The sequence below is a fragment of the Streptomyces sp. NPDC048442 genome (genome assembly GCF_040651475.1).
Taxonomy (GTDB): domain Bacteria; phylum Actinomycetota; class Actinomycetes; order Streptomycetales; family Streptomycetaceae; genus Streptomyces.
In genome coordinates, this window is the sequence record NZ_JBEZKB010000002.1 from 227,567 (window position 1) to 240,788 (window position 13,222).

The window sequence follows — 13,222 nt, forward strand, 5'->3', positions numbered from 1 at the left end:
TGGGGCGGCCCCCGGCGGAGCCGCCCCCTCGCTCCGGCACACGCTCGCCGCCGCCGCCCTACCGCCCGCTACGCCACCGAATCGCCACCACCAGCACCACCGCCGGCACCGCCAGCGCCAGCAGATCCGCCCAGGCCGGCATCAGCACCGGCACCTTCCCGCCGGGCATATTGATCAGCACCTGCCGCAGCAGATCCACGCAGTAGCTCATCGGGTTCGCGTACATCGCACTCGACAGCCACCCCGGCGCCTGGTCCGGCCGGAAGATCGACCCGGACAGGAACAGCAGCGGGAACATGGCCAGTTGGACCGCCCCCTGCAGCACCTCGATCCGGGTGAAGAGCAGCGCGAGGACCAGCCCCACCCCGCAGAAGACCGCCGCCGTCGCCGCGCACACCACCAGGCCGAGCAGTGCCGAGAGCGGCGTGAGGTGCACTCCGGCGATCGGGGCGAACGCCAGCAGGACCGCGCTCTGGGCGGTGCCGATCACCGTCGTCCCGGCCGCCTTGCCGAGCGGCAGCGACCAGCGCGGCACCGGGGCGACCTCCATCTCCCGCAGGAAGCCGAAGCGGCGGTCCCAGGCGAACGACATGCCCGTGTTCACACCGGTGGAGACGACCTGGATGGCGAGGATGCCGGGGAAGACGTACGCGCTGAACGGCACGTCACCGACCGAGCCGATCATGCCGTTGAAGCCGATCGCGTAGACCAGCAGGAAGAACAGCATCTGGAGGCCCTGGGTGGCCAGCATGCCGGGCTGTCCGACCAGCCGGTACAGGTCCCGGCCCGCGACCACGCCGACCGCGCGGACCGCGACCGCCGCACTGTTCACGCGTCCGCCACCCGGGCGGACGGCCACCGCCGCGGCGCTCATACGCCCGCCTCCTGAACCGCACCGGCGCGACTGCCGCCGGACTCGTGGCTGTGGTGCACCGCTGCCTCCAGGAATACGTCGTCCATCGTGGGGTGCCGTACGGACACCGACCGGATCGCGGCGCCGACCGCGCCGAGCACCGCCGACACGTCCTCCTCCGGCGCGGTGGACCGCACGAAGAGTCCGCCCGGTTCGCCGCCCTCCCCCGGCGGGGCCGCGGAGACCGTGAACCCGGCCCGTCCCAGGGCGAGTTCGGCGGCGGCGTCGTCGTGGGTGAGCAGCAGGAGGCCCGACAGGCCGAGGCCCGACTTGAGCGCGCTGGGGGTGCCTTCGCGCACCACGCCGCCGTCCCGCACGATGACGACCTGGTCCGCGTACTCGACCTCGTCCATGTAGTGCGTCGAATAGAGGACGGTCAGCCCGCTGCTGGAGCGCAGGGCGCGCAGGTCGTTCCAGACCGCGCGGCGGGACTCCGGGTCCAGGCCCACGGTCGGTTCGTCCAGTACGAGCAGCCGCGGCCGGTGCACGAGCGCGCGGGCGATCTCCACCCGGCGGGCCAGACCGCCGGACAGGTCCTCCACCTTGGAGTTCCGGCGGTCGGTGAGCCCGAAGGACTCCAGGAGTTCCTCGATCCTGGTGTCGGCCGCCGCCCTGCGCAGCCCGAACAGGCGGGCGTGGAAGCGGAGGTTGCGTTCGACGGAGAGGTCCTGGTCGAGGGTGGGTTCCTGGAAGACCACGCCGAGTTCCCCGCGTACCGCCATCGGGGCGTCCTGCGTGTCGTGGCCGAAGACGCGGGCCCGGCCGGCGGAGGGGCGCAGCAGGGTGCAGATCGCCTTGATCACGCTGGACTTTCCGGCGCCGTTGGGGCCGAGCAGCGCGCTGATGCGGCCCGCCTCGATGCCGAAGGACATCGCGTCGACCGCCACCGTGTCGCCGTACCGGACGCCGAGTCCTTCGAGGACCACGGCGGGAAGGGAGGCGGGGCGGGAATCGGGGCGGGAAGCGGCGAGGGAAGGGGAAGGGGAAGGGGAACGGGACTTCATGCCGCCTCCTCCGTGACCCGCCGGGTGGCGGCCAGGAGCGTTTCGGGGGGCGGCAGGGTGAGTCCCGGCCGCAGGGTGCGGGTGGCCACTTCGTAGGCCTGGCCCTCGACCGGTTCGACCACCACGTGGCCGTCCGCCCTGAGCTGGCGCACATTGCGCCGTACCGCGGCTCCCCGCCACATCACCGGGTTCATCGCCGGGACGAACACGACGGGCTCCTCGGCCGCCAGCAGCGTGGTGGAGAGGAGGTTGGGGCCCAGGCCGTGTGCGGCGCAGCCGAGCAGGTGGGCCGTGGCGGGCAGCACCAGGATCCCGTCGGCCCACCGGGCCAGCGCCACGTGCCCCGGGCCGTGGTCGGCCTCCGTGACGACGGTGTCGCTGATCAGGGCGAGCGTGGCGGCCGGCAGGAACTTCTCCGCCGCCGGGGTCAGGACCAGCGTCATCCGGTCCACACCCATCGCCCGGAAGACATTGAGGTACGTGGGCAGGGCGAGCGACGCGATGGAGCCGCTGACGCCGATCAGCAGCCGCTGCGGCACATCGGGCTTCGGTGGCTTCGGTGGCACGAACGTCATGGAAGGTTCCTTTCTGAAGCCGGTGTCCGCGGCGGAGCAGGCAAGCGAAGAAGACAGTGGTCGTCAGCCGAGCATCAGTACGCGGTCCCAGGCGGCACCCCGCCACAGCCCGCCGCCGGTGCCCCGGGCATCGCCGTCCGGCAGGACCTCCAGCAGCGCGCAGGCCACTCCGGCCGCGCCTTCGAGCACTCCGGCCACGTCGAGGCGCCGGTGCGCGGTGGCCCTGCGCCAGCCCTCCGGGTGGTCGGGGACCAGGTGGCGGAAGACGAACGGGGCGTCCTCGTCGGCGAAGTCCAGCACCCGCAGCGCCATCCGGCGGGCGCCCGCCGCCAGGGTCTCGTCGCCGGTGTCGCGGGCCATCCGTACGAGGACCTGGAGCAGTCCCGCGTACCCGTGGCAGACGGTCGGCCCGTCCACCCGCCATTCGCTCTCGTCGCGTTCGAGCGCCACCCGCATCGAGGACACGGCCAGGTCCTGCCAGGTCTGCTCGCCGAGCAGCCGTCCCGCCCGGTGCAGTGCCCCGGCCACTCCGGGTGCTCCGTAGCACCAGGCGGTACGGGTGAAACCTGCGTCAGGGCGCTGTGCGCCGGTCTCCTCCTGCCACGACACCCGGCACGGCCAGTAGGGGCCCGCCGCGTCGTGCATGGTCCAGTCGGCCAGCCACTGGGCGAGCGCGCGCACCGCGTCCCGCAGCCCCGGCACCTCGACGCCGCGCTCGGCGGCCAGGCAGAGCAGGGTCAGCGGTCCTGGCGCGCCGTGGGCGAGTCCGAGGTTGAAGTCGCCCTCCGGGTACTGGATCTTGTCCTGCTCGACGGGCTGCAGCTCCTGCGGGATCCACCAGCCGGGCACCCGCTCGCCGCGCACGTCGAGGGGTTCGGTCATCCGGACGAGGTGCTCCAGGGTGGCGCGCAACGCGGTGTCCGCGGTGTCGGAGACCACGCCCGTACCACCGGCCTCCGGGGCCGCCGCGTCCAGCAGCAGCCTGCCCGTTCCGGACAGCCCGTTGATGACGTCGTACGCGAACCAGGGCACGCCCTGTTCCCCGCGCTCCGTCCGCTCGCGCAGCGAGGCCAGTCGTTTCTGCTGGTCGGCGGCGACCCAGTGGGTGAGCTTGGCGCGCAGCGTCGCGTAGTGCCCCTCCGCGCCTGCCACGGTCTCGGCGGCGGCGAGTACCGCGGCAGGCCCGTAGTAGAGGCCGTTGGTCGGGTTGCGGGGCATCTCCCGCAGTGCCACCCGGAGATGGGCGTCGGCGGGGGCCAGCCACTTGGGGTCCCGGCGGGCCAGCTCGCCGAACATGAGGGCGGTGCCCGGGTAGCCGTGGGAGAGCGCCATCGGCTCCCACATGAGGGTGTTGAAGACGGGTTCCCGGTTGCCGTCGGCACCTGCCACGTCCGCCACCGTCTGCGGGTCGGCGAGCCGAATGCCCGTCAACTCGACCAGTTCGGCGGCGCGTTGAGCCTCAGGACCGGTCAGCACCGGGGCGGGCGCTGTGGTCGTCGTAGGGGGAGCGCCTGCGGTCATGCGGTGTGCCTCCGTCGGTCGAGGTGGTCCAGTACGGTCGCGCGGGAGACGGCGAGCGCGGCGTCCTCGCGTTCCTGGGTGCCGCCGAAGAGCCGGTTGCAGGTCATGTGGATGAGGCTGCCGACGATCCGGAACTCCGGTGTGGGCAGGGCCCCTTGGGCTGCCAGCTCCCGTACCCGCTCGCCGTAGCGGGCGGCTGCCGCGTCGCGCAGTGCGAGTGCGGCGAGCACCCGCCGCCCCGCCTCGTCGGCGGCCAGACCCGGCCAGCCGCCGTAGGGGTCCAGGAGTCCGCGCCAGTACTGCCGCTTGGCGCGGTAGCGCGGCGGTACGTCCTTGCGGTCGCCCGTCGCTCCGAGCCAGGCCGCGGCGGGGTCGCCCTCGGTGCGCGGGTGCGTCCACGGGGTGCCCGGCGAGGGCGCACCGAAGGAGTGCGCGAGCGCGGCGACGGCGATGGTGGCGAGGGTGTCCAGGTCGTAGGGGGCGCCCGGCTGCCTGGCCAGGTCCATCAGGGTCGCGCACAGCACGCTGTCGGCCTGCAAGAACTCCTCGCAGGCCCTCTGCGCGGCAGGTCCTCCGTACCGTTCCCACTCGGGGTCGAAGGTGTCGAGCACGTACCGGCCGATCAGGCCCGCCGCGCGCAGCGACTCCAGTCCTGGTACGAGCGCGGGCAGCACCTTCGGCCACAGTGTGGCGGCGTCGCCGTGCAGCCGCAGCCGCAGATGGGTATCGGGGTCCCGGTAGCGGATGAAGAACCAGCGGTCGGCGCCCGCTTCGAGTGCGGTACTGACCAGCGGGCCCAACTGCTCGCAGATCAGGGCCTCTTGACCGCGCCACGCACCGTACAGCTTGAGGTAGATCCACTCGCCGCCCGGCAGGACCGCCCGGGGTCCGCCGCCGGGGGCGGTGAGGACCTGGGTGGCGCCGGCCGGGAGGGTGGGCGGCAGATCGGGGTCGCGCTGCGCGGGGAGCACCAGCTCCACCGTCCTGCCGAACGGCCAGGCGGGTGCGCTTCCGTCATCCGGTGAATGCTCGCCGTCCGAGGCTTGTGTGTCGTCCGATTCCTGTGCGTCGTCGGATGACGGTCCGGCGTCCGGTGACGGTCCGTCACCGGAGGCCGGACCGGGCAGGGTGTCCGACGGCTGCGTGCCGTCGGGGCGGGGCAGGGTGTGCGCAGGCGGTTCCTGCGCCATCAGCTTGTCGTCCTTGCGCACCTCGTCCCGGAGGATCTCCCGGTGCAGGGGGTCCGTGAGGTCGAGCAGCAGCCGCTGGTCCTGGCTGAGGGCCAGAATCTGCAGGGGCACCCGCCAGGTCCGGCGCCACTCGTCGATGGCGGCCGCCCACTTCGGGCCGCCGGTCTCGGCGTGGGCGCGCAGTGCGTCGAGCTTCCAGACGGCGGGGAAGAGGACGACCCGCCCGTACCGCACCCGGGGCAGGAACGGCGCCGCCGACGCGGGGCCCCAGTCCCAGGGCTCCCAGAGCCGGTGGCCCTCCTGGCCTATCTCGTACAACATCCTTGCGGCATTGGGTGCTTGGGTGCCCGGACTGAGCATGTTGTGTGCCACGGCGACGAGTTCACGACCGGTGGGCAGGTGGACCGCGTACATCCGGTCGAGGGTGGTGCCGATCGCGATGTCGTCGAGCCGGATGTCGTCGGGGCCTTCGACGGGCAGCCCGACCGGTATGCGGCGGCCGGTGCAGGCCCGGTTGTGGGCGATGTTCCCCGCCCTGGCGGAGCGCGGTACGTACGCCAGGTCGGCGACGATCGCGCCCGGCACCTGGGGCGGAATGTTCCCGCAGCGCTCGGTGACGCCCTCGGCCACCGCCGGGTCGAGGAGGTCGGCGAACCTGCCGAGGGTGGCGCCCGCCCGGTGCGAGCCCGGGTTGGGTGCGAGGACCAGCCGGAACCGGCCGTCGCACAGGTCCTCCGCGCTCTCGGTCGCGAGCTGGAGGTACAGCTCGCAGGAGGTGGAGGCGGTGCGCGGGTCCGCCGGATCCGGATCGAGTTCGTCGAGCACCTTGTCGTCGAGTACGACTTCGATCCTGCCGTCGCGGACGGCCTCGGCCGCCAGCCGGGCAAGGACCCGTTCGTGCCCAGGGCCCCGGCTCTCGTCGCCGGGTTCCTCGATCGCCTCGGCGTTGGGCCAGGTGTATCCGGCGGGTGCGCCGAGACCGACGGTCTCGTCGAGCAGTTCGAGGATCGGCACGAGCCGTCCCACTCCGTACTTCTCCAGGAAGAGACGCTGGTACGGGCGCAACGGGCGCATCCCGAGGCGGTCGGGGGCGATCCGCCACATCACGTCGAGGGCGCGCTCCGCCTCGGTGCGGACCTGTTCGGGCAGGGTGACGTGCGCGCCGAGCGAGGTCTCCAGGTGCAGGGGCGTCTCGTTCTCCCGCAGTTCGCGCATCGCCCCGGTGAGCGCGGCGAGCGCTTGCCTGCCCTCGCCTGGCGGGCACGCGTCGTAGGCGTCCCGGAGTTCGGCGATACGTAGGAGAACGGGGAGGACGTCGGGGGCGGGGGCGCCCTCGGGCGGCCGGAGCGCGTCGACGACGTGGTCGAGCGGGTCCTCGCCGTCCAGCGGCGGGCGCAGCGAGGTGATCAGCAGTTCCTGCTTCACCAGGCCCTGCACCATGCGCAGTGCGGACTCCTCCGACGCGGAGGGGAAGGCGGTGAGGAGGTGCTGGGCCAGTTCGGGTACCGGGATCAACTCCCGCGCCGCGCCCAGTACTTCCCGCACGGCGGGCGTCGACCGGACGGAGACGCTGCTGCGGGCCTCCTGGCCTGCCGAGACGCCGGGGTTGGCGGGGGTGTCGAGCCTGATCCGGCCGCCGCGCTCGACGAGCGCGGTGTGCGCCTGCACCCGCAGCCGGGTCAGGATGCCGGGCAGCGCCTCCAGGTCCTGGACCAGGCCGAACAGCCAGTCCATGTCGACCCGGGTGCGGTGCCGGGGCCCGCGTGCGTCGTCCTCCGTCTTCGCGCCCGTGTCGAAGCGGCCGCCGGCCACTCCGGCGAACAGCCCGAAGGGGGTGGGGCGGGTCCGCATCCGGATGTCGTAGCGCAGTGCGGACAGCGCGGCGCGGCGCACCTGCGCGTCACTGAGCCGGTCGGTGTCGCCCCGCCCCGCGAGGTCGATGGTGCGCGACAGGCTGGGGCTGGCCAGGGCGACGGCCTCGCAGAGAAGGGGGTCCGCCGCGAGCGCGGCGAGCAGGGCGAGCTGGCCGGTCCGGCCCTCGCCCGGGGGGAGCTGTTCCGTGCGCGGGCCCGCGAGCGGCGCGCGCAACAAGAAGTGGTCCCAACCGCGGAACAGTGTCCGCCGGGATTCCTGCACCGTCACCGTTGCCTCCGGGTCCATCGCGTGCGGGTCTTTCGCGTGTGGGTCGGCCTTGGTGCCGCCGCCCCGGAGGGCGGCGGCACCAGGACCGTTCAGACCAGCAGCCTCAGCTGCCTGGGATCAGCAGCAGTAGCTGCAGGCGCTGCCGCCACCGGGGGAGGTGCAACCCGGGGTGCATACCGACCAGCTGGTCACCATCGGGCCCACGGCGGATTCTTCGACCGCAACCTCGATGTCGAGGTCCAGGACGTCCAGGTCACGGGCGAACTCGTTGTTGGTAGGCATAAGACCCTCCAGAGTTGTTCGTTTCCGAGCCACCGGGCTGGCGGCCTGGAACCAGTAAGACCGCCGCTCGGGATGGACTCAAGACCTGCTGGAGACGTTGGCAGGAGTGGCAGCGGAGTGCCACGGTGATGGGTTGGTGCCAGACCCGTGGCGCCGAAGTACCCCACACCTCAAGGGACTTGGGCTTTCCCGTTCGGACTGTGCCGCCGGGGAGTGAACCAAAGCCGCAGGAGCTGCTACGTACATGACAGTGCCTGACGACCGAGAACTCATGAACGCGCTCGCACTGGGCGACAGAACCGCTCTGCGACCGCTGTACGAGCGGCATGCCGCCGCGATGTTACGGCTGCTCAGACGGCTCTGCCCGAGCACTTCGGTGGCCGAGGAGATCATGCAGGAGTCCTGGCTGGCGGTGTGGCAGTCCGCTGCTGCGTTCCGGGGCGATTCCTCGGTTCGCGGCTGGCTGCTCGGGGTGGCCCGCCGGCAGGCCCACAACAGACTCCGGCGCAAGGAGGCAGAGACGGTGGACTTGGAACAAGCGAGTGAAGTCGCAGATCAGCGGCCTGGAACGGAGGCTCAGGTCCTTGCGAGCGCCTCGCGGCAACGCATCGTCGCAGCCGTGCGGGCGCTGCCCGACATCCACCGCGAAGTGATCGTTCTGGCCCTGGTGGAGGAACTGCCGCAGCGTGACGTCGCCGCCGTGCTCGGGGTGCCCGTCGGCACGGTCAAGAGCAGAATGTCCCACGCACGCGCGGCCCTCGTCCGGGCGCTCGCCGAAGAACGGGTGGAGCCGTGACACATCTGACCGACGACCAGTTCACCGCGCTGGGCGGCGCGGGGAACCCCGGGCCCGACAGTGCCCGCGTCCCCGATTCCGTCCGCGCCCACCTGCACGTCTGTGCGAGATGCCGTACGGAGGCGGAGAGCTGGACCGCGCTGGCGGAGGCGGTCAGGACGGCGGACCGGCTGGACTTCCCGCCGACTCCCGTGCCGGACTTCGACTTTCTGCTCGGCGCGCTGCTGGACGACGCACCGGCGCCGGCGGTGACTTCTGCTGGTGCTTCTGGTGCTGCTGCTGGTGCTCCTTCGGCTGCTGCTTCTGCTGGTGCTCCTTCGGCTGCTTCTGCTGCTTCGGTGTTCCCCGTACCGCACCGCCCCCGGCTCCGGCGGCTCGCGCCCGCGCTCGTACGCCAGCAGTTCCGGCTGCTGCCGCGTTCCCTCGGGCCCGTCGTCTTCGCCCTGTTCGTCACCGGCGGCGCGCTGGCGCTGCTCACCGGGGACGACGCCTGGGGCGCCATGGTCTTCGGCGCCTGCCTCAACATGGGCGCCCTGCTGGCCGCCCTGGGCGTGGCGTCGACCGGCCGCAACCCGCGTTCCGAGCTGTTCCACACGCTGTACGTCCCCCCGCAGACCGTGTTCATGGCCCGGCTCGTACTGGTGCTGGCGATGACGGTCGGTGCGGCGCTGGCCACCTCCGCGGTGACCGCGGGGGTCGGCGGGCCGCCGTTCACCGCGTTGCTCGCCGCCTGGTTCGGGCCGTCCCTGCTCGGCGCCTCGGTGGCTCTCCTGGTGGCCCTGTGGAAGGCGCCCTGGCTCGGCTGGATCGCGGGATTCGCCCTCTGGGCGGTGGGCGCGCTGGGGGCCCGCTCCCGGGCGTCCGACGGCCTGGGGCGCGAGGACGTCGGCATCGGGCACGTCATGTCGCTGGTCTGGTCGACCAATGTGTGGACGGTGACCGCCGCGCTGGTGTTCTTCGCGGCCGCGGCCGTGCTCGTGTCGCGTCCCGAATCGCGCCCGGGAAAAACTTTCCCTGTGGAGTGAACCTCCCGCCGCCCGGCCGCTACGTACTGGGTATGGAACAAGCCCTCTGGATCCACGAGGCCCGCCGGTGCGGGAAGGCCGCCCCGGCCCTGCCGCTGCTGGCCGCCGCCGCGATCATCGCGATGTCCCTGGTGGTCGGCTCGCAGGACGCGTCGGCCGGCGACGACGCGGGTACCGGCATGGTGCGCCTGGTGGCGAGCGTGCTGCCGGTCGCGGTCGGCCTCGCCGCCGCCACCGCCGCCGCCCGCGACCCGATGGTGGAGGTCCAACTCGCCCTGCCCACCCCGTACTCGGTGACCGTACGACGGCGGCTCACGGTGGTGACCCTGGTGTCGCTGCTGGCCGCCGGGATCTGCATCGTCGGTCTCGCCCTGGCCGGCCAGTGGAACCATCCCGCGCAGGGGCCCACCGCGCTGCTGGTGCCGATGGGGCCGAGCGTGCTGCTCATCGGGGCCGCCGCCTGGGCCCAGGCCAAGATGCGCTCCACGGCTGCCGCCTCATCGGTGGTGCTGGGGGTATGGCTGCTGCAGGTGATGTGGCTGGACCGTTTCATCTCGTCCTGGATCGTCAACCGTTCGCTCCTGCTGGCCCTCGGCGTGGCCATGGCCCTGCTGGCCGTGCACGCGCTGAAGGACAGCGAGCGCCAACTCGCCGGGAGCGCCTCATGAGCCTTCACCAGCACCGGGCCGACGCCACCGCGGCCCGTACCCGCCCGCGGCTGCTGCCGCTCGCCTTCACCGCGACCGCGCTCTACGAGTTCCGGATGGCGATGCGCGGCAAGATGCTGTGGCTGTCCGTACTGCCGCTGCTCGCCGTCGCACTGCTGATCATGATCACGTCGCCGCGCACGGCGAACCTGGACGACACGATGGCCAAGCTCGCCACCTGGGCGGTGCTCGCCAACATGATCACGACGGTCGGCACGGGCGTCTCGCTGGCGGACCGTTTCGTACGCATCAGGGGTCTCGGCCTCACCGAGCTGCTGCTCTCCACCCCGGCGAGCGTGTCCTGGCGGATGGTGGGCACCCTGTTCGGCGCGCTGACCGCCGCGCTCGCGCCGGTGGCGGCGCTCTTCCTGGTCCTGGGTGTCGTCACGGCCGTCACGGACGGCGCGCCCGCCTCGCCGCTCTGGGCGGTCCTGGCGCTGCTGGCCATCGTGGTGCCGGGCGCGCTGGTCCTGGCCACGTTCGCGGCGACGCTCGCGCTCTTCCTGCCGCTGCCGCTGGCCCGGGTGATCGCGGTGCTCGGCTGGTTCTGGACGACCGTCTTCAGCACCAACCTGGTGCCGCTGCCCACGCCGACCGGCACCCTCCTCTCCCCGCTGGGCGACTACGCGGGGGCGGGCTGGCTGCACGCCGACGTGCTGTGGGCGGGACGCGGGTCCCCCGGCGTCCTGTCACCGGACCCGTCGGCCACCACCGCGCTGTGGAGCGTGCTGGCGCTGCTCGCCGTGTCCTGCGTCCTCTTCCTGATCGCCAGGTCCACCACCGCCGTACGCCGCTGAACCGGCCCCTTCTCTCCGGTTCGCCCTTCCCCTCCCGCCCTCACCACCGACTGAGGAGAGGTCCTCCATGGACATCCTGATCAACCGGCTCACCAAGGAATTCAAGGGCGGCGTACGAGCCCTGGACGAGATCGACCTCCAGCTGCGCGGCGGCATGGTCGGCCTGCTGGGCGCGAACGGCGCGGGCAAGACGACCCTGATGCGCATCCTGACCGGCATCATCACCCCCACCTCGGGGACGGTGGCAGTCGGCGGGCACGACCTCTCCAGCAGCGCGGGCCGGGCCGCCGTCAAGCGGACCCTGGGCTACCTGCCGCAGGAGCTGGACGTCTACCCGGACCTGACGGGGCGGGAGTTCCTCGACTACATCGGTCTGCTCAAGGGCCTCGACGACAAGCGCGCCCGGCGCCGCCAGATCGACTCGCTGCTGGAGCGGGTGGCGCTCACGGAGGCGGCCGGACGGCGTGCCGGCGGGTACTCGGGCGGCATGAAGCGCCGCCTCGGCATCGCGCAGGCGCTGCTCGGCGACCCGCAGCTGATCATCGTGGACGAGCCCACGGCAGGCCTCGACCCGGAGGAGCGGATGCGTTTCCGTGCCCTGCTGGCCGAGCTCGGCGCGGGGCGCACGGTGATCCTCTCCACCCACATCCTGGACGACGTCGCCCAGACCTGCCCCGAGGTCGCCGTCATGACGCACGGCAGGCTGGTCCACCACGGCTCCACCCAGAGCCTGGTCGACGCCGCGCGCAACAGCACGTACGCACTGATGACCGCGGGCCCCGCCCCGGCCGGTGACATCGCGGTGGTCAACGCCCAGGCAGGTCCGCAGGGGACGCTCTACCGCATCGTCACCGAGCGCCCGCCGGAGGGCGCACAGCCCGTCGAACCGACCCTGGAGGACGGCTACGTGGCGCTGATGCGCCTCAGCCGCCGGACGCCGGTGGGGGAGCGGTGAACACACGGGACGGACGAGGCACCCGAAGCACACGCGGCACCCGAAGCACACGCGGCACACGAATCGCAGAGATCACAGGGATCGCAGGGATCGCACAGATCGCAGGAGGGGAACGGGAGATGACGCACAGGAACACGGCTCGCAAGACGCTGCTCTCCGTGGCGGCGGTGGCCGTGACGGCCCTGCTCGCCGGGTGCGGCGCGGTCGGCATGGACCCGGAAGCGGGCAAGTCGCCGGTCCCGCTGCCGTCCCCGAACGGCACCCGGCAGGCGATCGCCAAGGAGAACCTGGTGCACCTGTGGCCGCTGACCGTGGACCGTGGCAGCATCGAGTGCCGCAAGGACGAGCAGACGGTCTTCGTCGACGAATCGGGGAAGGCCTACGCGCTGAACCGCAAGGCCGAGGACGCCGGCGTGACCAAGATCGACGGGATCCGGCGGGAGTCCGAGGGCGGCTGGCAGGTCGGCCTGGGCGCGATGCGCAGCCACGCACTGGCGCTCTGCACCACGGGCAAGGACAAGAAGAAGAGCTGAGCCGAGGCGGGGGCGTCCGCGGTCAGGACACCCTCGCCATGCCCGACCGCGCGGCCAGTTCCCGCAGCTCGCTGCGGTTGCGCACGCCGCATGCCACGTAGAGCGACCGGATTCGCCGGTATGCGGAGCGCTCGCTGCAGAAGAGCGCATCGGCTATCTCGACGGTCGTCTTGAAACTGCAGAGGAGGCGCGCGAGCCGTATTTCACCCTCGTCCCTGAGGCCGAGGAATTCACCATCATACGACCGGTCGCCGGATTTCTTCACGGACGACCAATAAACCATTTCCTCACACCTGCGCGCGACCGTCCGTAACGCCTCCCGATATTCCTCGATCGGTATGAGGACGTTCATCGCCAGGACGGCGCCGGCCTGGATGACTTCCCGCGTGCGGTATCCCTCGGCCTCGTGCACCACGCCGATCACGCTCGCCAGGGGGAATCGCTCGGCGACCTCGCTGACCCTCCCCACCTGCAGTTCGTTCAGAGCGGGCAGCACCGCCACGCCCGTCGGACAGCGGCTGAGCTCCTCCTCGACGTCGTCCGTGAGGAGCAGGGAAAAGTCGATCTCCTCAAGCATCGACGACATATCCAGGAGCCGCGGCCCGAGTTCCGACTGGACGATCACGATCCTCGTACATCGCAAAACAGACATTCGGACTCCCCCGTACATCAAAAATGCTGGAGATGCCTTACAGAGTTTCAACCTAACAGAGCAAGGAAAAGTATCAAGCCATCATTGTCGTTCATTTACCGACCCCACTCATACTCGACCACGGCGCGAC

Annotated in this window: 13 protein-coding genes; 6 read left to right on the top strand and 7 right to left on the bottom strand. The window is 71.8% G+C overall.

Annotation, left to right across the window (positions count from 1 at the left end):
* Positions 1-58 precede the first annotated feature (58 nt).
* The 6 genes from AB0D18_RS04845 to AB0D18_RS04870 all read right to left on the bottom strand — a co-directional run bounded on the left by AB0D18_RS04845 (position 59) and on the right by AB0D18_RS04870 (position 7,627).
* The gene (locus AB0D18_RS04845) at positions 59-874 is read right to left on the bottom strand and encodes an ABC transporter permease (RefSeq protein ID WP_362412824.1); all 816 of its coding nucleotides are present in this window, start codon (positions 872-874) and stop codon (positions 59-61) included.
* Complete coding sequence (locus AB0D18_RS04850) at positions 871-1,917, bottom strand: ABC transporter ATP-binding protein (RefSeq protein WP_362412827.1); 1,047 nt, start codon at positions 1,915-1,917, stop codon at positions 871-873. The genes AB0D18_RS04845 and AB0D18_RS04850 overlap by 4 nt, the downstream gene beginning before the upstream one ends.
* Complete coding sequence (locus tag AB0D18_RS04855) at positions 1,914-2,492, bottom strand: flavoprotein (RefSeq protein WP_362412830.1); 579 nt, start codon at positions 2,490-2,492, stop codon at positions 1,914-1,916. Before AB0D18_RS04855 ends, AB0D18_RS04850 begins: the two co-directional genes overlap by 4 nt.
* 63 nt (positions 2,493-2,555) lie before the next feature.
* On the bottom strand, positions 2,556-4,013 hold the full coding sequence (locus AB0D18_RS04860) for a lanthionine synthetase C family protein (RefSeq protein ID WP_362412833.1): 1,458 nt from the start codon (positions 4,011-4,013) through the stop codon (positions 2,556-2,558).
* The gene (locus tag AB0D18_RS04865) at positions 4,010-7,345 is read right to left on the bottom strand and encodes a lantibiotic dehydratase (protein WP_362412836.1); all 3,336 of its coding nucleotides are present in this window, start codon (positions 7,343-7,345) and stop codon (positions 4,010-4,012) included. Before AB0D18_RS04865 ends, AB0D18_RS04860 begins: the two co-directional genes overlap by 4 nt.
* Before the next feature lie 117 nt (positions 7,346-7,462).
* A complete protein-coding gene (locus tag AB0D18_RS04870) occupies positions 7,463-7,627 on the bottom strand; it encodes a gallidermin/nisin family lantibiotic (protein ID WP_362412839.1) in 165 nt (54 codons plus the stop codon).
* Between the two features lie 244 nt (positions 7,628-7,871).
* Here AB0D18_RS04870 and AB0D18_RS04875 point away from each other — a divergent pair, with 244 nt between their 5' ends.
* The 6 genes from AB0D18_RS04875 to AB0D18_RS04900 all read left to right on the top strand — a co-directional run bounded on the left by AB0D18_RS04875 (position 7,872) and on the right by AB0D18_RS04900 (position 12,440).
* Positions 7,872-8,423 carry a sigma-70 family RNA polymerase sigma factor gene (locus AB0D18_RS04875; RefSeq protein WP_362412842.1) on the top strand — a complete coding sequence of 184 codons (552 nt, stop codon included), beginning with the start codon at positions 7,872-7,874 and terminating at the stop codon, positions 8,421-8,423.
* Positions 8,420-9,448, top strand: a complete 1,029-nt coding sequence (locus AB0D18_RS04880; RefSeq protein WP_362412845.1) for a hypothetical protein — start codon at positions 8,420-8,422, stop codon at positions 9,446-9,448. Before AB0D18_RS04875 ends, AB0D18_RS04880 begins: the two co-directional genes overlap by 4 nt.
* A gap of 32 nt (positions 9,449-9,480) precedes the next feature.
* Complete coding sequence (locus AB0D18_RS04885) at positions 9,481-10,116, top strand: hypothetical protein (RefSeq protein ID WP_362412847.1); 636 nt, start codon at positions 9,481-9,483, stop codon at positions 10,114-10,116.
* Positions 10,113-10,952, top strand: coding sequence for a hypothetical protein (locus tag AB0D18_RS04890; RefSeq protein WP_362412850.1), 840 nt, complete (start codon positions 10,113-10,115; stop codon positions 10,950-10,952). The genes AB0D18_RS04885 and AB0D18_RS04890 overlap by 4 nt, the downstream gene beginning before the upstream one ends.
* A gap of 67 nt (positions 10,953-11,019) precedes the next feature.
* On the top strand, positions 11,020-11,907 hold the full coding sequence (locus AB0D18_RS04895) for an ABC transporter ATP-binding protein (protein ID WP_362412853.1): 888 nt from the start codon (positions 11,020-11,022) through the stop codon (positions 11,905-11,907).
* Positions 11,908-12,026: 119 nt separating this feature from the next.
* Positions 12,027-12,440: a hypothetical protein gene (locus AB0D18_RS04900; RefSeq protein ID WP_362412856.1), complete on the top strand. Its 414-nt coding sequence runs from the start codon at positions 12,027-12,029 to the stop codon at positions 12,438-12,440.
* Positions 12,441-12,462: 22 nt separating this feature from the next.
* Here the strand turns inward: AB0D18_RS04900 and AB0D18_RS04905 are convergent, their stop codons facing one another.
* Positions 12,463-13,092 carry a hypothetical protein gene (locus AB0D18_RS04905; RefSeq protein ID WP_362412858.1) on the bottom strand — a complete coding sequence of 210 codons (630 nt, stop codon included), beginning with the start codon at positions 13,090-13,092 and terminating at the stop codon, positions 12,463-12,465.
* Between the last annotated feature and the right edge of the window lie 130 nt (positions 13,093-13,222).